Genomic DNA, 19,814 nt, shown 5'->3' on the forward strand with positions numbered 1-19,814 from the left:
CACCGACGCCATCGAGGTTCTGCCATGAGCACTCCGAAGATCCGGACGACATTCCCGTACGGGACCACGCGCGAGGACATCCGCGTACCCCTCTCCGACGGCACGACTCTCTTCGCGCGGATCTGGCGTCCCGTCACCGACGAACCGGTCCCGGTCCTCCTGGAATACCTCCCCTACCGGCTCTCCGACTGGACGGCGCCCCGCGACTTCCAGCGCCACCCCTGGTACGCGGGGCACGGCTACGCCTCCGTCCGCGTCGACGTGCGCGGCCACGGCAACTCCGAGGGCATGCCGGGCGACGAGTACGACGAGCGGGAACTCGGCGACGGCGTCGAGGTCGTCCACTGGCTGGCGGGACAGCCCTGGTCGAACGGGAAGGTCGGCATGTTCGGCATCTCCTGGGGCGGCTTCAACTCGCTGCAGATCGCGGCCCTCGCCCCCGAGCCGCTCAAGGCCGTCGTCACGGTCTGCTCCGCGGACGACCGCTATGACAACGACGTGCACTACATGGGAGGTTCCGTCCTCGCGGTGGACATGCACGCGTGGGCGGCGACGATGCTGGCGTTCGTCGCGCGGCCGCCGGACCCGGAGTTCGTCGGCGACCGCTGGCGCACCATGTGGACCGACCGGCTGGAGGGCGTCGAACCGTTCATCCACACCTGGCTGGGCCACCAGACCCGCGACGCCTACTGGCGCCACGGCAGCGTCTGCGAGGACTACTCCGCCATCAAGGCCGGCGTCCTCGCGGTGGGCGGCTGGCACGACCCCTACCGCGACACCGTGCTCCGTCTCGTCGAGGCCCTCCCCGACGAGCAGGTGCGCGGCATCATCGGCCCCTGGTCGCACCAGTACCCGGACCGCGGCCTGCCGCCGGGCCCGGCGATCGGCTTCCTCCAGGAGACGCTGCGCTGGTGGGACCACTGGCTCAAGGACGACGACCCCACGGACGTGATGGCCGAGCCCAAGCTCCGCTCGTGGATCAGCGACACGCACCCGCCGGCCACGCTCTACGAGGAGCTGCCGGGCCGCTGGGTCGGCGACCCGTCCTGGCCGTCCCCGAACGTCACCCCCCTGTCCTACGCGCTCCAGGGCACCCCGGTCCTGGTCCGCTCCCCGCAGCAGACGGGCCTGGACGCCGGCCGCTTCTTCCCGTTCGGCAACGACGCGGACCTGCCGCCCGACCAGCGGGACGAGGACGCGAAGTCGGCCTGCTTCGAGTTCGAGGTCCCGCAGGACGTACGGGTCCTCGGCCGCCCCGAGGTGACCCTGCGGCTCACCTGCCAGGTGCCGCGCGGCCAGGTCGTGGCGCGGCTGTGCGACATCGCACCGGACGGCTCCTCCACGCTGGTCACCCGCGGGGTCCTCAATCTCGGGGCGCGCCACGGCCGGGCCGCGTCCGTGCCCTGGCTGCCCGGCACCTCCGAGGACGTCACCTTCCAGCTGAACGGCATCGGCCACACCTTCCCCGCCGGCCACCGCATCCGGCTCGCCGTCTCCTCGGCGTACTGGCCCTGGATCTGGCCGCAGCCCGGCTCGGAGGCCGGGTTCACCCTGAACCCGGTCGGCAGCGCGCTCCAACTGCCCGTGCGCTCCGGCGACCTGGGCCCCGCCGTCTCCTTCGGCGAGCCCGAGCAGTCCGAGCCGCTCGGGGTCGTGTACCCGGCCTCCCTGGACGAGCCGCGCCCCGAGCGGCTCGTCGTGCGCGATGTGGCCAAGGGCGAGTGGCGGCTGGAAGTCGACCCCCGCTACGGCGGCACGCGCGTCTACCCGGACGGCCTGGAGTTCACCGAGGACGCCGTGGAGACGTACGTGATCCAGGAGGACGACCCGCTCTCCGCCCGCACCCGCTCCGACTGGACGATCCGGCTGCACCGGCCCGAACGCGGGTGGGACGCGCGGGTGCAGACCCGCTCCGAGATCACCTGCACGCAGACCCATTTCGTCACGTCGAGTGAGGTCGTGTGCCGGGACGGGGACGAGGTGGTGTTCCACCGGACGTGGGAGGAACGGATCCCGCGCACGGCCGGGTGAGCGGCGGGCGGCCGGGCGTGCTAGCCGAACAGCCGTTCCAGCACCTGGGCCACGCCGTCCTCCTCGTTCGTCGTGGTCACCTCGTCGGCCACCGCCTTCAGTTCGGGGTGGGCGTTGGCCATGGCCACGCCGCGCGCCGCCCAGCCGAACATCGGGATGTCGTTCGGCATGTCACCGAAGGCGAGGGTGGACCCGGGGCCCGCGGACAGGCGCCGGGCGGCCAGGCTCAGCCCCGTCGCCTTCGTCACGCCGTGCGGCTGGAGTTCGACGGTGCCGGGGCCCGACATGGTGACGGAGGCGAGCGGGCCGACCGCGGCGCGGGCCACGGACGCCAGCTCGTCGTCGCTCAGCGCGTCGTGGCGCAGCAGCACCTTGCTGATGGGGGCCGCCCACAGGTCGGCGCGGCGGTGCACCCGCACGGCCGGGAGCGTGGGGTGCGGCATCAGGTACTGCGGTTCGATGAGCGTGAGGCCGTCGACACCGTCCTGGTCGACGGCCGCGTGGACCTGCCCGACCTCCGCCTCGATCTTGCCGAGCGCCTGCTCGGCCAGCTCCCGGTCGAGCGTGAGCGACCACACCAGCCGGTCCCGCGCGGCGTCGTACAGCTGCGCCCCCTGCGCGCACACGGCGAGCCCCGTCCCGGCGAGACCGTCCAGGAGCGGCCTGACCCGGGGCGCGGGCCGGCCCGTCACCACGATGTGCCGGGCCCCCGCCCGGGCGGCGGTCGCGAGCGCGGCCCGGGTGCGGTCGGAGACGGTGTCGTCGTCGCGCAGCAGCGTTCCGTCCAGGTCGGTGGCGATGAGGGCATATGCGGGTGCGGGCATGATCCGAAGAATACGGACCGGCCGCCCCCGGGGGCCCACGACTACCGGCCTTGTGGTGCGGGTGTGGTATGGGGGTGTGGACGGCCCTGCCGGGCCCGCGCCTTGGGACCTCTTCGGCCCCTGCCCGAACTCACGTCTCCCCCGTAACGTGAGCGCCAGTCGATGAACAGTGAGGCAGGTAGGCATGGCTGGCACGTCCGAGCACACCCCGCTCGACCTCCCCGAGGGCGACCCCTTCGGCCCGCACAACCTTCCCTACGGGGTCTTCTCCGAGGGAGCCGACGGCGAACGCCGGGTCGGTGTCCGCCTCGGCGACCACGTCCTGGACGCGGGCGCGGCGGCCGCCGCGCTCGGCTCCCCCTACGTCTCGCTCCTGGCACGGCCGAGCCTCGGCCCCCTGCTGGCGGCGGGCCGCACGGCCTGGTCCGACGTGCGCCGCGCGCTGACCGCGTGGGTGACGGTCCCCGCCCACCGCGAGAGCGTCCTGCCCTTCCTGCGCCCGCTCGCCGCGGTCACGCTGCACCTCCCCTTCGAGGTCGCGGACTACGTGGACTTCTACGCCTCCGAGAACCACGCCTCGAACCTGGGCCGCCTCTTCCGCCCCGACGAGGAGCCGCTGAAGCCCAACTGGAAGCACCTTCCGGTGGGTTACCACGGCCGGGCGGGCACCGTCGTCGTCTCCGGGACCGACGTGGTGCGCCCCCGCGGCCAGCGCAAGGGCCCCGCCGACCCGGCGCCCGTCTTCGGTCCCTCGGTCCGCCTCGACATCGAGACGGAGGTCGGCTACGTGGTCGGGACGCCCTCCGCGCAGGGCACCGCCGTGCCGCTCTCCTCCTACCGCGACCACGTCTTCGGGCTCTGCCTCCTCAACGACTGGTCGGCGCGTGACATCCAGTCCTGGGAGACGGTCCCGCTCGGCCCGCACCTGGGCAAGTCCTTCGCCACGTCGGTCTCCGCCTGGGTCACGCCGCTCGACGCCCTGGACGCGGCCCGCGTGCCCGCTCCGGAGCGCACGGTCCCGCTCCTGCCGTACCTGGACGACAGCGACCCGGCCCTCGACCCCGCCGGGTACGACCTGCGCATCACCGTCTCCCTCAACGGCCACGTCATCTCCGAGCCCCCCTTCTCCGGCATGTACTGGACCGGCGCGCAGATGCTGGCCCACATGACGGTCAACGGTGCCTGCCTGCGCACCGGCGACCTCTACGGCTCCGGCACCATCAGCGGCACCGAGGAGAACGAGCGCGGCTCCCTCATCGAGATGACCTGGAACGGCCAACGCCCCCTCGAACTCCCCGACGGCACAAGGGGCTTCCTGGAGGACGGCGACGTGGTCACCCTCACGGCCTGGGCCCCGGGCCCGCACGGCACACGGGTGGGCCTCGGCGAGGTGACGGGCACCATCGCGCCCGCGCCCTCTTCGTAGGCGGGTTCCGAGAGCCCCGCCAGGGGCGCGGGGAACGGCGCGAGGGCGGCTGACGGACAGGCCCGGTCCGGGCGGCCGGGGCGACCGGGGCCGCGCACGACCCCGCTCCCCTGCCCCGGCACCGACCTCACCGCTCACCCGGCCGGAGCCACTGTCACCAGTCGATCTCCTCGGGCTCGGGCCCGAAGTCCGGCTCGGGCCCGAAGTCCGGCTCCGCCTCGGCCGCCGCGGTCCGGGCCGGCGCCGGCGCCTGGGCCTGGGCCTGGGCCTGGGCCTGGGCCGGCACACCGGACCCGGAGTGGGAGCCGGACCCGGACGGGGAGCCGGACCCGGGCTCAGCCGCGACGCCGTCAAACGCGGCCAGCGCAGAGAGCACGCCCTCGCCCCACGTGGCCAGCTTCTTCTCCCCGACCCCGCCGATGGTGCCCAACTGCGCGAGGGACGTGGGCCGCAGCGTGGCGATCTCCTTCAGGGTCGCGTCGTGGAAGATGACGTACGCCGGGACCCCGTTCTCCTTCGCCTGCGCGCCGCGCCAGGACCGCAGCGCCTCGAAGACGGGCAGCAGCTCCTCCGGGAGGTCGGCCGCGGGCGACTTGGCCCGGCGCTCCCGCGCGGGGGTCCGCGTCACCGCCTTCGGGGCTTCCTTGCGCAGCCGCACCTCCCGCTGCCCCCCGAGCACGCTCCCGCTCTCCTCGGTCAGCACCAGCGTCCCGTACTCGCCCTCCACCGCGATGAGCGACTGCGCCAGCAACTGCCGCACCACGCCCCGCCATTCGTCCTCGGCCAGCTCCTCACCGATGCCGAAGACGGAGAGCTGGTCGTGGTCGAACTGGAGGATCTTGGCCGTGCGCTTGCCCCGCAGGATGTCGATGATCTGGCCCGCGCCGAACTTCTGCCCGCGCTCCCGCTGCAACCGCACCACCGTGGAGAGGATCTTCTGCGCGGCGACCGTACCGTCCCAGGTCTCCGGCGGGGTCAGGCATGTGTCGCAGTTGCCGCAGGCCGCGGGCGCCTCCTGGCCGAAGTACGTCAGGAGCTGGGTGCGCCGGCACCGCGCCGTCTCGCACAGCGCCAGCATCGAGTCGAGATGGGCCGAGGCCCGGCGCCGGAAGGCCTCGCCGCCCTCCCCCATATTGATCATCTTGCGCTGCTGGACGACGTCCTGGAGGCCGTACGCCATCCAGGCCGTCGACGGCAGCCCGTCGCGCCCGGCGCGCCCGGTCTCCTGGTAGTACCCCTCGACGGACTTCGGCAGGTCCAGGTGGGCGACGAAGCGGACGTCCGGCTTGTCGATGCCCATGCCGAACGCGATGGTCGCGCAGACCACCAGGCCCTCTTCGCGCAGGAAGCGGGACTGGTGCCTCGCGCGCGTGCCCGCGTCGAGACCCGCGTGGTAGGGCACCGCGGTGATCCCGTTCCGGCAGAGGAACTCCGCGGTCGCCTCGACCGACTTGCGCGACAGGCAGTACACGATGCCCGCGTCGCCCTCGTGCTCCTGCTTGAGGAAGGTGAGCAGCTGCTTCTTCGGGTCCGACTTGCCGACGATCCGGTACTGGATGTTGGGCCGGTCGAAGCTTGCGACGAAGTGCTTGGCGTCCGGCATGCCCAGGCGCTGGGTGATCTCCTGGTGCGTGGCGTGGGTCGCCGTCGCGGTCAGGGCGATCCGCGGCACGTCCGGCCAGCGCTGCCCGAGCACCTCCAGGGCCAGATAGTCCGGGCGGAAGTCGTGGCCCCACTGGGCGACGCAGTGCGCCTCGTCGATGGCGAAGACGGAGATCTTCCCCCGGGAGAGCAGGCCGAGCGTGGCGTCGAGCCGCAGCCGCTCGGGCGCCAGGTACAGCAGGTCAAGCTCGCCCGCGAGGAACTCCGCCTCGACGACGCGCCGCTCCTCGAAGTCCTGCGTCGAGTTCATGAACCCCGCGCGCACGCCGGCCGCCCGCAACGCGTCCACCTGGTCCTGCATCAGCGCGATCAGCGGCGAAACGACGACCCCGGTGCCGGGCCGGACGAGGGCCGGGATCTGGTAGCAGAGCGACTTGCCGCCGCCGGTCGGCATGAGGACGACGGCGTCCCCGCCGCTCACCACGTGGTCGATGACCGCTTCCTGCTCGCCGCGGAAGGCGTCGTACCCGAAGACGCGGTGCAGCGTGTCCAGCGCCTCGCTGCGGATGCCACCGGCGCCGCCGGCCGCGCCCTCGACGCCCTCGCTGCCGTCGGCGCGCTCGACGCCCTCGCGCTCCGTCACCTCGCTCATACCCTCAGTCCCATTCCTCGCCTGTCCCCCACGCGTCGCGACCCGACGTCTCCCGCAACGATAGGGGTCCGCACCGACAGCCCACGAAGTTATCCACAGGCTGGGGGCGCGCGGACGGCGAAAAGCCCGGTCCCGCGCGGGGACCGGGCCTCTCGTCGATCGGGCGGTAGTCACCGGCTACCGCACGAAGACGCCCGCCTGGCTCGCCAGGTCCAGGAAGTACTGCGGCGCGACGCCGAGCACGACCGTGACCGCCACCCCGGCCGCGATCGTCGTCATGGTCAGCGGTGACGGCACGGCGACGGTCGGCCCGTCCGCCTGCGGCTCGCTGAAGAACATGAGCACGATCACGCGGATGTAGAAGAACGCGGCGATCGCCGACGAGATCACACCGACCACGACGAGCGCGCCCGCGCCGCCTTCGGCCGCCGCCTTGAAGACCGCGAACTTCCCCGCGAACCCGGAGGTCAGCGGGATCCCGGCGAAGGCCAGCAGGAAGATCGCGAAGACCGCGGCCACCAGCGGCGAGCGCCGGCCGAGCCCCGCCCACTTCGACAGGTGCGTCGCCTCGCCGCCCGCGTCGCGCACCAGCGTCACCACGGCGAAGGCGCCGATCGTGACGAAGGAGTACGCGCCCAGGTAGAAGAGGACCGAGGAGACGCCGTCCGGGCTGGTGGCGATGACACCGGCCAGGATGAAGCCGGCGTGCGCGATCGAGGAGTACGCGAGGAGCCGCTTGATGTCGGTCTGCGTGATGGCGACGATCGCGCCCGCGAGCATCGTGACGATGGCGACGGCCCACATGACCGGCCGCCAGTCCCAGCGCAGGCCGGGCAGGACGACGTAGAGCAGCCGCAGCAGCGCGCCGAACGCGGCGACCTTGGTGGCCGCCGCCATGAAGCCGGTGACCGGCGTCGGGGCGCCCTGGTAGACGTCCGGGGTCCACATGTGGAACGGGACGGCACCCACCTTGAACAGCAGCCCCATCACGACGAGGGCCATGCCGATGAGCAGCAGCGCGTCGTTGCCCATGGTGTCGGCGAGGGCCGGGTCGATGTTCTGCACCGAGCCGTCGGCGACGCTCGCGATGGTGGCGTACGAGACCGAGCCCGCGTAGCCGTACAGGAGGGCGATGCCGAACAGGGTGAAGGCCGAGGCGAAGGCGCCGAGCAGGAAGTACTTGACCGCGGCCTCCTGCGACATGAGCCGCTTGCGGCGGGCCACGGCGCACAGCAGGTAGAGCGGGAGGGAGAAGACCTCCAGGGCGACGAAGAGCGTCAGCAGGTCGTTCGCCGCGGGGAAGACCAGCATGCCGCCGATCGCGAAGAGCACGAGCGGGAACACCTCGGTGGTGGTGAACCCGGCCTTGACGGCGGCCTGCTCGCTGTCGCTGCCCGGCACGGACGCGGCCTGCGCGGCGAACGAGTCGACGCGGTTGCCGTGCGCCTCCGGGTCGAGCCGGCGCTCCGCGAAGGTGAAGACCGCGACGAGCCCGGCCAGCAGGATGGTGCCTTGCAGGAAGAGGGCGGGGCCGTCGACGGCGATCGCCCCCATGGCCGCGATGTGCGCCTTCGTGGTGCCGTATCCGCCGGCCGCGAGCCCGACGACCGCGGCGAAGGCGGCGGCGAGCGCGACGACCGAGAGGAACACCTGTACGTAGTAGCGGGACTTGCGGGGCACGAAGGCCTCGACCAGGACCCCCAGGACGGCGGCACCGATGACGATCAAGGTCGGGGACAATTGCCCGTACTCGATCTTCGGCGCGTCGATCTTGGAGATCGGGTCGGCGGCGGTTGTCCACAGGCTGTGGACGGCTGAAGCGCTCACTTGTGGGCCGCCTCCACTTCCGGCTTCGGGTCCTTCTTCTGGACGTCGGACATGGTGTGCTTGACCGCCGGGTTCACCAGTTCGGTGAGCGGCTTCGGGTACACACCCAGGAAGATCAGTACGGCGATCAGCGGGACCACCACCGCCAGCTCGCGCACCCGCAGATCGGTGATCCCCTCGGTCGAGGGCTTCACCGGGCCGGTCATGGTGCGCTGGTAGAGGACCAGCGTGTAGAGCGCGGCGAGGACGATGCCGACGGTGGCGATGATGCCGATCACCGGGTAGCGCGAGAACGTGCCGACCAGGACCAGGAACTCACTCACGAACGGGGCGAGCCCCGGCAGCGAGAGCGTCGCGAGGCCGCCGATCAGGAACGTGCCGGCGAGCACCGGGGCGACCTTCTGCACGCCCCCGTAGTCCGCGATGAGCCGCGAACCGCGCCGCGAGATCAGGAACCCGGCGACCAGCATCAGCGCGGCCGTCGAGATGCCGTGGTTGACCATGTAGAGCGTCGCGCCGGACTGGCCCTGGCTGGTCATCGCGAAGATGCCCAGGATGATGAAGCCGAAGTGGGAGATCGACGCGTACGCCACCAGGCGCTTGATGTCGCGCTGGCCCACCGCGAGCAGGGCGCCGTAGACGATGCTGATCAGGGCGAGCACCAGGATGACCGGTGTCGCCCACTTGCTGGCCTCCGGGAACAGCTGGAGGCAGAAGCGGAGCATCGCGAACGTGCCGACCTTGTCGACCACCGCGGTGATCAGGACGGCGACCGGGGCCGTGGCCTCGCCCATCGCGTTCGGCAGCCAGGTGTGCAGCGGCCACAGCGGGGCCTTCACCGCGAAGGCGAAGAAGAAGCCGAGGAAGAGCCAGCGCTCGGTGCTGGTCGCCATGGAGAGCGACCCGTTGGCCCGCGCCTCGGCGATCCCCTGGAGCGAGAAGTTCCCCGCCACCACGTAGAGACCGATGACGGCCGCCAGCATGACGAGGCCGCCGACGAGGTTGTAGAGGAGGAACTTGACGGCGGCGTACGAGCGCTGCGCCGCCGCGTTCTCCTCGGTGCCCGCGTGGGCCCGGTCCCCGAAGCCGCCGATGAGGAAGTACATCGGGATGAGCATGGCTTCGAAGAAGATGTAGAAGACGAAGACGTCGGTGGCCTCGAAGGAGATGATCACCATCGCCTCGACCAGCAGGATCAGGGCGAAGAAGCCCTGCGTCGGCCGCCACCTGCTGTTTCCGGTCTCCTGCGGATCCGCGTCGTGCCATCCGGCGAGGATGATGAACGGCATCAGCAGCGCGGTCAGCGCGACCAGCGCCACCCCGATGCCGTCCACGCCCAGCTCGTAGCGGACCCCGAAGTCCGCGATCCAGGCGTGGGACTCGGTGAGCTGGTAGCGGCCGCCGTCCGGGTCGAAGCGGATCGCGACCAGCGCCGCGAGCACCAGCGTCCCGGCCGAGACCAGGAGCGCGAGCCATTTGGCCGCGGTGCGTTGTTTCGCCGGTACGGCGGCCGTGGCGATCGCCCCCACGGCCGGGAGCACCGCCGTCGCTGTCAGCAGAGGAAAGGACATCGGTATCAGACCGCCCTCATCAGCAGGGTCACGGCGACGATGAGTGCCGCACCGCCGAACATCGAGACGGCGTACGAGCGCACGTAGCCGTTCTGGAGCTTGCGCAGCCGGCCGGAGAGGCCGCCCATCGACGCCGCCGTCCCGTTGACCACCCCGTCGACCAGGGTGTGGTCGACGTAGACCAGCGAGCGGGTGAGGTGCTCGCCGCCGCGGACCAGGACGACGTGGTTGAAGTCGTCCTGGAGCAGGTCGCGGCGGGCGGCGCGGGTGAGCAGCGAGCCGCGCGGGGCGACGGCCGGCACCGCCCGGCGCCCGTACTGGAGCCAGGCGAGCCCGACCCCGATGACCAGGCAGACCATGGTGGCGCCGGTGACGACACCGGCACTGATGGGCGCGTGGCCGTGGCTGTGCCCGGTGACCGGCTCCAGCCAGTTCAGGAAGCGGTCGCCGATGGAGAAGAAGCCACCGGCGAAGACCGAGCCGACGGCGAGCACGATCATCGGGACCGTCATGGACGACGGCGACTCGTGCGGGTGCGGCTCGTCGTGGGCGCCGCGCGTCTCGGCGGCGGGCTCCGCGCCGGGCTGGTCCGGCGAGGCGGTCGCCCGGTTCTTCCAGCGCTCCTCCCCGAAGAACGTCATGATCATCACGCGGGTCATGTAGAACGCGGTGATCGCGGCGCCGAGGAGGGCGACGGTGCCGAGGATCCAGCCTTCCGTGCCGCCCTTGGCGAACGCCGCCTCGATGATCTTGTCCTTGGAGAAGAAGCCCGACAGGCCCGGGAAGCCGATGATGGCGAGGTATCCGAGGCCGAACGTCACGAAGGTGACCGGCATGTACTTCCTGAGGCCCCCGTACTTCCTCATGTCGACCTCGTCGTTCATGCCGTGCATGACCGAACCGGCGCCGAGGAAGAGCCCGGCCTTGAAGAAGCCGTGCGTCACCAGGTGCATGATCGCGAAGACGTAGCCGATGGGGCCGAGCCCCGCGGCGAGCACCATGTAGCCGATCTGCGACATCGTCGAGCCCGCGAGGGCCTTCTTGATGTCGTCCTTCGCGCAACCGACGATCGCACCGAACAGCAGCGTGACCGCGCCGACGATGGTGACGACGAGCTGCGCGTCCGGCGCCGCGTTGAAGATCGCCCCGGAGCGGACGATGAGGTAGACGCCGGCGGTCACCATGGTCGCGGCGTGGATGAGGGCCGAGACCGGGGTCGGGCCCTCCATCGCGTCCCCGAGCCAGGACTGGAGCGGGACCTGCGCCGACTTGCCGCACGCGGCGAGCAGCAGCATCAGGCCGATCGCGGTGAGCTTGCCCTCGCCCGTGTCACCGGCGCTGTCGAGCACCGGCTTGAAGGCGAACGTCCCGAACGTGGTGAACATCAGCATGATGGCGATCGACAGGCCCATGTCGCCGACCCGGTTGACCAGGAACGCCTTCTTCGCCGCGGTGGCCGCGCTCGGCTTGTGCTGCCAGAAGCCGATGAGCAGGTACGAGGCGAGGCCGACGCCCTCCCACCCGACGTACAGCAGCAGGTAGTTGTCGGCGATGACCAGCAGGAGCATCGCGGCGACGAACAGGTTCAGGTAGCCGAAGAAGCGGCGGCGCCGCTCGTCGTGCTCCATGTAGCCGATCGAGTACAGGTGGATCAGGGTGCCGACACCGGAGATCAGCAGGACGAACGTCATCGACAGCTGGTCCAGCTGGAAGGCGACGTCCGCCTGGAAGCCCTCGACGGGGATCCAGCTGAACAGGTGCTGGCTGAACGTGCGGTCCTCGGATCCCTTGCCGAGCATGTCCGTGAAGAGCACGGCGGCGATCACGAAGGAGACGGCCGCGAGGAGCGTGCCGAGCAGATGGCCCACCCGGTCGAGCGCCCGCCCGCCGCACAGCAGGACGGCCGCTCCCAGCAGGGGCGCCGCTACCAGCAGCGCAATCAAGTTCTCTGCATTCATGTGGTTCGCGGCCCCTTACAGCTTCATCAGGCTGGCGTCGTCGACCGAGGCCGAGTGGCGGGAACGGAACAGCGACACGATGATCGCGAGCCCGACCACGACCTCCGCGGCGGCGACGACCATCGTGAAGAACGCGATGATCTGGCCGTCGAGATTGCCGTGCATCCGGGAGAACGCGACGAAGGCGAGGTTGCACGCGTTCAGCATCAGCTCGATGCACATGAACACCACGATCGCGTTCCGCCTGATCAGCACGCCGGTGGCGCCGATCGTGAACAACAGGGCGGCGAGATAGAGGTAGTTGACGGGATTCACTTGGACGCCTCCTCGGCCTGCGTCGCGCTGTCGCGGTCCGTGCGCTCCGTGCGCTCCGTGCGCTCCGTGCGCCCCGTCCGCTCCAGACGCTCGGCGGAACGCTGCTCCAGCGCCTTGAGATCGCTCAGCGCCGCGGCGGACACGTCCCGGACCTGCCCGCGCTCGCGCAGCGTCCCCATGACGGTCAGCTCCGAGGGCGTGCCGTCGGGCAGCAGGCCGGCGATGTCCACCGCGTTGTGCCGGGCGTAGACGCCGGGGGCGGGCAGCGGCGGCAGGTGCTTGCCCTCACGGACGCGCTGCTCGGCCAGCTCGCGCTGGGTCTTGGCGCGCTCGGTGCGCTCGCGGTGCGTGAGCACCATGGCGCCGACGGTCGCCGTGATGAGCAGGGCGCCGGTGATCTCGAAGGCGAAGACGTACTTGGTGAAGATGAGGGCGGCCAGGCCCTCCACGTTCCCGTTCGCGTTCGCCTCGCCCAGGCCGTTGAACTGCGAGAGCCCCGCGTTCGCGATACCCGCGACCAGCAGGACACCGAAGCCGAGCCCGCACAGGGCGGCCAGCCAGCGCTGCCCCTTGATGGTCTCCGTCAGGGAGTCCGCGGCGGTGACGCCGACGAGCATGACGACGAAGAGGAAGAGCATCATGATCGCGCCCGTATAGACGACGATCTGCACGATGCCCAGGAAGTACGCGCCGTTGGCCAGGTAGAACACCGCGAGGATGATCATGGTCCCGGCCAGGCAGAGGGCGCTGTGCACGGCCTTGCGCATCAGGATCGTGCACAGGGCGCCGATGACGGCGACCGTGCCGAGGACCCAGAACTGGAAGGCCTCGCCCGTGGAGGTGGCGCCGGCGGAGAGCGTCGCCGCCGTGGCGAGCTGCGACATCACCGGATCACCTGCTCGGACGCGGGCTCGCCGTCACCGAAGGTCGAGGCGGCCTCCTGGGGCGTCTCCCCCTTGCTGAGGGCCACTTGGCGCTCGGTACCGGGCGCGGCCTCGGTCACCAGCCCGCGGTAGTAGTCCTGCTCATCCATGCCGGGGAAGATCGAGTGCGGGGACTCGACCATGCCCTCGTCGAGCCCGGCGAGCAGCTGCTCCTTGGTGTAGATCAGGTTGGCGCGGCTGCTGTCGGCCAGCTCGAACTCGTTCGTCATCGTGAGCGCGCGGGTGGGGCACGCCTCGATGCAGAGTCCGCACAGGATGCAGCGGGCGTAGTTGATCTGGTAGACGCGGCCGTACCGCTCGCCCGGGGAGTAGCGCTCCTCATCGGTGTTGTCCGCGCCCTCCACATAGATGGCGTCCGCCGGGCAGGCCCAGGCGCACAGCTCGCAGCCGACGCACTTCTCCAGGCCGTCCGGATGGCGGTTGAGCTGGTGCCTGCCGTGGAAGCGGGGAGCGGTGACCTTCTCCTGCTCCGGGTACTGCTCGGTCAGCCGCTTCTTGAACATGGCCTTGAAGGTCACGCCGAATCCGGCGACGGGGTTCTGGAACCCCGGGTTGGTGTCTTTCTCGTCAGCCATCGGACGCCTCCTTTCCGTCACGAGATCCGCCAAGTGATTCGTCACTCGCAGTATCGGGCCCGCCACTGACAATCAACTCCCGCTCCTGGCGCGAGCGTCGGCGCGGCACCGGGGGCAGGGTCTGTCCGGGCAGCGGAGGCACGGGGAATCCGCCCGCCATCGGGTCGAAGGCGGCGGGTTCCTCGGTCTCGGAGCGCCGCTTCTCGCCGCGGTCGCGGAAGATGTCCACGACGAACGAGAGCAGCAGGATCACGAGGATGGCGCCGCCGATGTACAGCGCGATGTCGGCGAAGTCGTAGTTCTCGTTGTGCAGGGTCCGCACGGTGGCGACGAGCATCAGCCACACCACGGAGACCGGGATCAGCACCTTCCAGCCGAGCTTCATCAGCTGGTCGTAGCGGACTCGCGGAAGCGTGCCGCGCAGCCAGATGAAGAAGAACAGCAGCAGCTGGACCTTGACGACGAACCAGAGCAGCGGCCACCAGCCGTGGTTGGCGCCCTCCCAGAACGTGGAGACCGGCCACGGTGCGCGCCAGCCGCCCAGGAAGAGCGTCACGGACACCGCGGAGACCGTCACCATGTTCACGTACTCGGCGAGCATGAACATCGCGAACTTGATGGACGAGTACTCGGTGTTGAAGCCGCCGACCAGGTCGCCCTCGGACTCCGGCATGTCGAACGGGGCGCGGTTGGTCTCCCCGACCATCGTCACGATGTAGATCAGGAACGAGACCGGCAGCAGCACGATGTACCAGCGGTCGTGCTGCTGGGCGACGATCTCCGAGGTCGACATCGAACCGGAGTAGAGGAACACCGAGGCGAACGCGGCGCCCATCGCGATCTCGTAGGAGATCATCTGCGCACAGGAGCGCAGGCCGCCGAGGAGCGGGTACGTGGAGCCGGAGGACCAGCCGGCGAGGACGATGCCGTAGATGCCCACGGAGGCCACCGCGAGGATGTAGAGCATCGCGATCGGCAGGTCCGTCAGCTGCATCGCCGTACGGTGGCCGAAGATCGAGACCTCGCCCCCCGCCGGGCCGAACGGGATCACGGCGATCGCCATGAAGGCGGGGATCGCGGCGACGATCGGCGCGAGGATGTAGACCACCTTGTCCGCGCGCTTGACGATCAGGTCTTCCTTGAGCATCAGCTTGATGCCGTCGGCGAGCGACTGGAGCATGCCCCAGGGGCCGTGCCGGTTCGGGCCGATGCGCAGCTGCATCCAGGCGACGACCTTGCGCTCCCACACGATGGAGAAGAGCACGGTCACCATCAGGAAGGCGAAGCAGAACACCGCCTTGACGACCACCAGCCACCACGGGTCCGTGCCGAACATCGACAGGTCCTCGGCGGCCAGCGGGCTCAGTGCCGTGGGGCTCATGACTGCACCTCCGGGGCCGCGGCGAGCGCCGGGCCGATCTTCACCAGGTCGCCGGGGACGGCGCCGGTGTCCGAAGCGACGCCGCCGCCCGCCGAGTTGAGCGGCAGCCACACCACGCGGTCCGGCATCGGCGTGACCTCCAGCGGCAGCGCGAGCGCGCCCGCGGGACCGGTGACGGCCAGCAGGTCGCCGTCCTTCACCCCCAGCTCGGCGGCGGTGGCGGCGGACACGCGCGCGTGGGCGGCGTGCCGCGTACCGGCGAGCGCCTCGTCGCCGTCCTGGAGACGGCCCTGGTCGAGCAGGAGCCGGTGCCCGGCGAGGACGGCCTCGCCCGCGGCCGGACGCGGCGGCTGCGCGCCGGTCTCCAGCGGCCCGGTCGCGTGCGGCCCGTCCCAGTTGCCCAGCCGGTCCAGCTCCCCGCGCGCGGCGCGCAGGTCCGGCAGCCCCAGGTGGACGTCCATGGCGTCGGCCAGCATCTGCAGCACGCGCGCGTCCGTGGGCGCGACCCGGCGCGTCATCTGGTCCGGCTTGAGCGCGGCCTCGAACATCCGCGCGCGCCCCTCCCAGTTGAGGAACGTGCCCGCCTTCTCCGCGACCGCGGCCACCGGGAGCACGACGTCCGCGTGCTCGGTGACCTCGCTGGGCCGCAGCTCCAGGGAGACCAGGAAACCGGCCTCGTGCAGCGCCTCACGCGCGCGTGCCGGGTCCGGCAGGTCGGCGAGCTCGACGCCCGCCACGACCAGGGCCCGCAGCTCGCCGGTGGCGGCGGCCTCGACGATCTGGCCGGTGTCGCGCCCGTAGCGGTGCGGCAGTTCGGCGACCCCCCAGGCGGCGGCGACCTCGTCCCGCGCGCGCGGGTCGGTCGCCGGACGGCCGCCCGGCAGCAGCGACGGCAGCGCGCCCGCCTCCACGGCGCCGCGCTCACCGGCCCGGCGCGGGATCCACACCAGCTCGGCGCCGGTCGCCGCCGCGACGCGTACCGCCGCGGTCAGGCCGCCGGGGACGGCCGCGAGCCGCTCGCCGACGATCAGCACGGCGCCCTCGGCGCGCAGCGCCTCGGCGACGCCCGTGCCCGCGTCCTCCAGCCCGACGCCGGAGGCGAGCGCGTCCAGCCACTCGGTCTCGGTGCCGGGCGCGGCGGGCAGCAGCGTGCCGCCCGCCTTCTCCAGGCCGCGCGTCGCATGCGTGGCGAGCGAGAAGACCCGCTGCCCGTGATTCCGCCAGGCCTTGCGGAGCTTGAGGAAGACGCCGGGCGCCTCCTCCTCCGACTCGAAGCCGACGAGGAGCACCGCGGGCGCCTTCTCCAGCTTCGTGTACGTGACTCCGCTGCCGTCCAGGTCACGGCCGCGGCCCGCGACGCGCGCGGCCAGGAAGTCGGCCTCCTCGCTGCTGTGCACGCGCGCGCGGAAGTCGATGTCGTTCGTGGCGAGGGCGACGCGCGCGAACTTGCTGTACGCGTAGGCGTCCTCGACCGTCAGCCGGCCGCCGGTGAGCACCCCGGCGCGGCCGCGCGCCGCCTGGAGCCCGCGGGCGGCGGTCTCCAGCGCCTCGGGCCAGGACGCGGCGCGCAGGGCGCCGGACTCGGCGTCCCGCACCAGCGGCGTCGTCAGCCGGTCCGGCCGCTGCGCGTACCGGAAGCCGAACCGGCCCTTGTCGCAGACCCACTCCTCGTTGACCTCGGGGTCGTTGGCCGCGAGGCGGCGCATCACCTTGCCGCGCCGGTGGTCGGTGCGGGTCGCGCAGCCCCCGGCGCAGTGCTCGCACACCGACGGCGACGACACCAGGTCGAAGGGGCGGGAGCGGAACCGGTAGGCCGCCGAGGTCAGCGCGCCGACCGGGCAGATCTGGATCGTGTTCCCGGAGAAGTACGACTCGAAGGGGTCGCCCTCGCCCGTGCCGACCTGCTGGAGCGCGCCGCGCTCGATCAGCTCGATCATCGGGTCGCCCGCGATCTGGTTCGAGAACCGGGTGCAGCGCGCGCAGAGCACGCACCGCTCGCGGTCGAGCAGCACCTGGGAGGAGATCGGCACCGGCTTCTCGTAGGTGCGCTTCTTGCCCTCGAAGCGCGAGTCGGACTGTCCGTGCGACATCGCCTGGTTCTGCAGCGGGCACTCACCGCCCTTGTCGCAGACCGGGCAGTCCAGCGGGTGGTTGATGAGCAGCAACTCCATCACGCCGTGCTGCGCCTTCTCGGCGACGGGTGAGGTGAGGTGGCTCTTGACCACCATGCCGTCGGTGCAGGTGATGGTGCAGGAGGCCATCGGCTTGCGCTGGCCCTCCACCTCCACGATGCACTGGCGGCAGGCGCCGGCCGGGTCGAGGAGCGGATGGTCGCAGAACCGGGGGATCTCGATGCCGAGCTGTTCGGCGGCCCGGATGACCAGGGTGCCCTTGGGCACGCTGATCCCGATGCCGTCGATCGTCAGCGAGACTGTTTCTTCGACGGCCTTCGACGGCCCCGCCGCCTCGCCGCCCCCGGAGGGAGCGCTGGTCGTGACGGTCATGCGTTCACCTCCGTGCGGTGCTGGTCGGTCCCGTCCGCCCAGAGCGTCGAGCGGGCCGGATCGAAGGGGCAGCCCTTGCCCGTGATGTGCTGCTCGTACTCGTCGCGGAAGTACTTGAGCGAGGAGAAGATCGGCGAGGCGGCGCCGTCGCCGAGGGCGCAGAACGACTTGCCGTTGATGTTGTCGGCGATGTCGTTCAGCTTGTCGAGGTCGGCCAGGGTGCCCTTGCCGGCCTCGATGTCGCGGAGCAGCTGGACGAGCCAGTACGTCCCTTCGCGGCACGGCGTGCACTTGCCGCAGGACTCGTGGGCGTAGAACTCGGTCCACCGCGTGACCGCGCGCACGACGCAGGTCGTCTCGTCGAAGCACTGGAGCGCTTTGGTGCCGAGCATCGAGCCGGCGGCGCCGACGCCCTCGTAGTCGAGGGGCACGTCGAGGTGCTCCTCGGTGAACATCGGGGTCGAACTGCCGCCCGGGGTCCAGAACTTGAGCCGGTGGCCGGGGCGGATGCCGCCGCTCATGTCGAGGAGCTGGCGCAGCGTGATCCCGAGCGGGGCCTCGTACTGGCCGGGCGAGGCGACGTGGCCGCTGAGCGAGTAGAGCGTGAAGCCGGGTGACTTCTCGCTGCCCATCGACCGGAACCAGTCCTTGCCCCGGTTGAGGATCGCGGGAACCGACGCGATGGACTCGACGTTGTTCACCACAGTGGGGCACGCGTAGAGGCCCGCGACGGCAGGGAAGGGGGGACGCAGTCGCGGCTGACCACGCCTGCCTTCGAGCGAGTCCAGGAGTGCGGTCTCCTCACCACAGATGTACGCGCCCGCGCCGGCGTGCACGGTGAGTTCAAGGTCGAGACCGGACCCGAGGATGTCCCGCCCGAGGTACCCCGCGGCGTAGGCCTCGCGCACGGCCTCGTGCAACCGCCGCAGGACGGGGACCACTTCACCGCGCAGGTAGATGAACGCGTGCGCGGAACGGATCGCGTAACAGGCGATCACGATGCCCTCGATGAGGCTGTGCGGGTTCGCGAAGAGGAGCGGGATGTCCTTACAGGTCCCCGGCTCCGATTCGTCGGCGTTGACAACCAGATAGTGCGGTTTGCCGTCTCCCTGCGGGATGAACTGCCACTTCATCCCGGTCGGGAACCCGGCGCCACCACGCCCGCGAAGCCCCGCGTCCTTCACATAGGCGATGAGATCGTCCGGCTCCATCGCGAGGGCCTTGCGCAGCCCCTCGTATCCGTCGTGCCGGCGGTACACATCCAAAGACCAGGACTTGTCCTCGTCCCAGAAGGCGGAAAGGACCGGTGCGAGCACCTTCTCCGGGCTGGTGTCGTTGTTGTCGATCTCGGCTGCCAAGGTCATCACTCCCCCTCCTCGGCGGCGGGACCCGCTGGGTGGGACGGGTCGGAAGCCGACGTGTCCTGCGGTGCGTCGTGCGAGCTCAGGTGCTCGCTGGGTGACGGCTCGTGCGGTGTCCCGTCCTCGACGGTCTCCGAGCGCGGGTGGACCACGCGCGCGGGCTGCGTCTCGCCCTTGGCGAGCCGGAGCCCGATCAGGGAGGCGGGTCCGGCGCTGCCGCTCGCCTCGACGGCGCCCTCGCGCTCGTCGGGGAAGCCGGCCAGGATGCGCGCGGTCTCCTTGAAGGTGCACAAGGGGGCGCCCCGGGTGGGCGACACCTCCGCTCCGGCGCGCAGGTCGTCGACGAGGCGCTTGGCGGACTCCGGGGTCTGGTTGTCGAAGAACTCCCAGTTGACCATCACCACGGGGGCGAAGTCGCAGGCCGCGTTGCACTCGATGTGTTCGAGCGTGATCTTGCCGTCGTCCGTGGTGCCGCCGTTGCCGACGGCGAGGTGCTCCTGGAGCGTCTCGAAGATGGCGTCGCCGCCCATCACGGCACACAGGGTGTTGGTGCAGACGCCGACCTGGTAGTCGCCGCCGGCCGAGCGCCGGTACATGGAGTAGAAGGTCGCGACGGCCGTGACCTCGGCGGTGGTCAGGCCGAGCACGTCCGCGCAGAACTGCATGCCGGTGCGGGTGACGTGCCCCTCCTCCGCCTGCACGAGGTGGAGCAGCGGGAGCAGCGCCGAGCGGGAGCCGGGGTAGCGGGAGATGATCTCCTTCGCGTCGCTCTCCAGGCGGGCGCGGACGTCGTCCGGGTAAGCGGGCGCGGGCAGTTGGGGCATGCCCAGGCTGACGCCCTGC

14 protein-coding genes are annotated in these 19,814 nt (G+C 71.1%); 2 read left to right on the plus strand and 12 right to left on the minus strand.

Going from position 1 to position 19,814, the window contains the following annotated elements:
- Window positions 1-24 precede the first annotated feature (24 nt).
- Entirely contained in the window at window positions 25-2,031 is a 2,007-nt protein-coding gene (locus ABZY33_RS11655; RefSeq protein ID WP_356491332.1) for a CocE/NonD family hydrolase, read from the plus strand.
- A 20-nt stretch (window positions 2,032-2,051) separates the two neighbouring features.
- On the opposite strand, the gene ABZY33_RS11660 is transcribed toward ABZY33_RS11655, so the two are convergent.
- A complete protein-coding gene (locus ABZY33_RS11660; protein ID WP_356491333.1) occupies window positions 2,052-2,855 on the minus strand; it encodes an HAD family hydrolase in 804 nt (267 codons plus the stop codon).
- A gap of 184 nt (window positions 2,856-3,039) precedes the next feature.
- On the opposite strand from ABZY33_RS11660, the gene fahA reads away from it, so the two are divergent.
- Entirely contained in the window at window positions 3,040-4,281 is a 1,242-nt protein-coding gene (gene fahA / locus ABZY33_RS11665; RefSeq protein WP_356491334.1) for a fumarylacetoacetase, read from the plus strand.
- Window positions 4,282-4,435: 154 nt separating this feature from the next.
- On the opposite strand, the gene recQ is transcribed toward fahA, so the two are convergent.
- The 11 genes from recQ to nuoE all read right to left on the minus strand — a co-directional run bounded on the left by recQ (window position 4,436) and on the right by nuoE (window position 19,795).
- Entirely contained in the window at window positions 4,436-6,535 is a 2,100-nt protein-coding gene (gene recQ, locus ABZY33_RS11670; protein ID WP_356491335.1) for a DNA helicase RecQ, read from the minus strand.
- 177 nt (window positions 6,536-6,712) lie between these two features.
- On the minus strand, window positions 6,713-8,362 hold the full coding sequence (gene nuoN / locus ABZY33_RS11675; RefSeq protein ID WP_356491336.1) for an NADH-quinone oxidoreductase subunit NuoN: 1,650 nt from the start codon (window positions 8,360-8,362) through the stop codon (window positions 6,713-6,715).
- A complete protein-coding gene (locus tag ABZY33_RS11680) occupies window positions 8,359-9,933 on the minus strand; it encodes an NADH-quinone oxidoreductase subunit M (RefSeq protein WP_356491337.1) in 1,575 nt (524 codons plus the stop codon). Before ABZY33_RS11680 ends, nuoN begins: the two co-directional genes overlap by 4 nt.
- Window positions 9,934-9,938: 5 nt before the next feature.
- Complete coding sequence (gene nuoL / locus ABZY33_RS11685; RefSeq protein ID WP_356491338.1) at window positions 9,939-11,891, minus strand: NADH-quinone oxidoreductase subunit L; 1,953 nt, start codon at window positions 11,889-11,891, stop codon at window positions 9,939-9,941.
- Window positions 11,892-11,906: 15 nt separating this feature from the next.
- The gene (nuoK, locus tag ABZY33_RS11690) at window positions 11,907-12,206 is read right to left on the minus strand and encodes an NADH-quinone oxidoreductase subunit NuoK (protein WP_003974374.1); all 300 of its coding nucleotides are present in this window, start codon (window positions 12,204-12,206) and stop codon (window positions 11,907-11,909) included.
- Window positions 12,203-13,090 (minus strand): NADH-quinone oxidoreductase subunit J, encoded by an 888-nt coding sequence (locus tag ABZY33_RS11695; RefSeq protein WP_356491339.1) that lies wholly within the window; start codon window positions 13,088-13,090, stop codon window positions 12,203-12,205. The genes nuoK and ABZY33_RS11695 overlap by 4 nt, the downstream gene beginning before the upstream one ends.
- A complete protein-coding gene (gene nuoI, locus ABZY33_RS11700; RefSeq protein WP_356491340.1) occupies window positions 13,090-13,725 on the minus strand; it encodes an NADH-quinone oxidoreductase subunit NuoI in 636 nt (211 codons plus the stop codon). Before nuoI ends, ABZY33_RS11695 begins: the two co-directional genes overlap by 1 nt.
- The gene (nuoH, locus tag ABZY33_RS11705; RefSeq protein ID WP_356491368.1) at window positions 13,718-15,091 is read right to left on the minus strand and encodes an NADH-quinone oxidoreductase subunit NuoH; all 1,374 of its coding nucleotides are present in this window, start codon (window positions 15,089-15,091) and stop codon (window positions 13,718-13,720) included. Before nuoH ends, nuoI begins: the two co-directional genes overlap by 8 nt.
- An 11-nt stretch (window positions 15,092-15,102) precedes the next feature.
- On the minus strand, window positions 15,103-17,610 hold the full coding sequence (locus ABZY33_RS11710) for an NADH-quinone oxidoreductase subunit G (RefSeq protein ID WP_356491341.1): 2,508 nt from the start codon (window positions 17,608-17,610) through the stop codon (window positions 15,103-15,105).
- Window positions 17,607-18,974: an NADH-quinone oxidoreductase subunit NuoF gene (gene nuoF / locus ABZY33_RS11715; protein WP_356491342.1), complete on the minus strand. Its 1,368-nt coding sequence runs from the start codon at window positions 18,972-18,974 to the stop codon at window positions 17,607-17,609. The genes ABZY33_RS11710 and nuoF overlap by 4 nt, the downstream gene beginning before the upstream one ends.
- Window positions 18,974-19,795 (minus strand): NADH-quinone oxidoreductase subunit NuoE, encoded by an 822-nt coding sequence (gene nuoE / locus ABZY33_RS11720; RefSeq protein ID WP_356491369.1) that lies wholly within the window; start codon window positions 19,793-19,795, stop codon window positions 18,974-18,976. Before nuoE ends, nuoF begins: the two co-directional genes overlap by 1 nt.
- Between the last annotated feature and the right edge of the window lie 19 nt (window positions 19,796-19,814).

The organism is Streptomyces sp. NPDC006552 (genome assembly GCF_040611655.1).
In the GTDB taxonomy this organism is placed as follows: Bacteria; Actinomycetota; Actinomycetes; order Streptomycetales; family Streptomycetaceae; genus Streptomyces.

Bases quoted from the DNA above. Each gene is read 5' to 3' on its own strand.
- ABZY33_RS11655 (WP_356491332.1), top strand. From the start codon at position 25: ATGAGCACTCCGAAGATCCGGACGACATTCCCGTACGGGACCACGCGC.
- ABZY33_RS11660 (WP_356491333.1), bottom strand. From the start codon at position 2,855: ATGCCCGCACCCGCATATGCCCTCATCGCCACCGACCTGGACGGAACG.
- fahA (WP_356491334.1), top strand. From the start codon at position 3,040: ATGGCTGGCACGTCCGAGCACACCCCGCTCGACCTCCCCGAGGGCGAC.
- recQ (WP_356491335.1), bottom strand. From the start codon at position 6,535: ATGAGCGAGGTGACGGAGCGCGAGGGCGTCGAGCGCGCCGACGGCAGC.
- ABZY33_RS11680 (WP_356491337.1), bottom strand. From the start codon at position 9,933: ATGTCCTTTCCTCTGCTGACAGCGACGGCGGTGCTCCCGGCCGTGGGG.
- nuoL (WP_356491338.1), bottom strand. From the start codon at position 11,891: ATGAATGCAGAGAACTTGATTGCGCTGCTGGTAGCGGCGCCCCTGCTG.
- ABZY33_RS11695 (WP_356491339.1), bottom strand. From the start codon at position 13,090: ATGTCGCAGCTCGCCACGGCGGCGACGCTCTCCGCCGGCGCCACCTCC.
- nuoI (WP_356491340.1), bottom strand. From the start codon at position 13,725: ATGGCTGACGAGAAAGACACCAACCCGGGGTTCCAGAACCCCGTCGCC.
- ABZY33_RS11710 (WP_356491341.1), bottom strand. From the start codon at position 17,610: ATGACCGTCACGACCAGCGCTCCCTCCGGGGGCGGCGAGGCGGCGGGG.
- nuoF (WP_356491342.1), bottom strand. From the start codon at position 18,974: ATGACCTTGGCAGCCGAGATCGACAACAACGACACCAGCCCGGAGAAG.
- nuoE (WP_356491369.1), bottom strand. From the start codon at position 19,795: ATGCCCCAACTGCCCGCGCCCGCTTACCCGGACGACGTCCGCGCCCGC.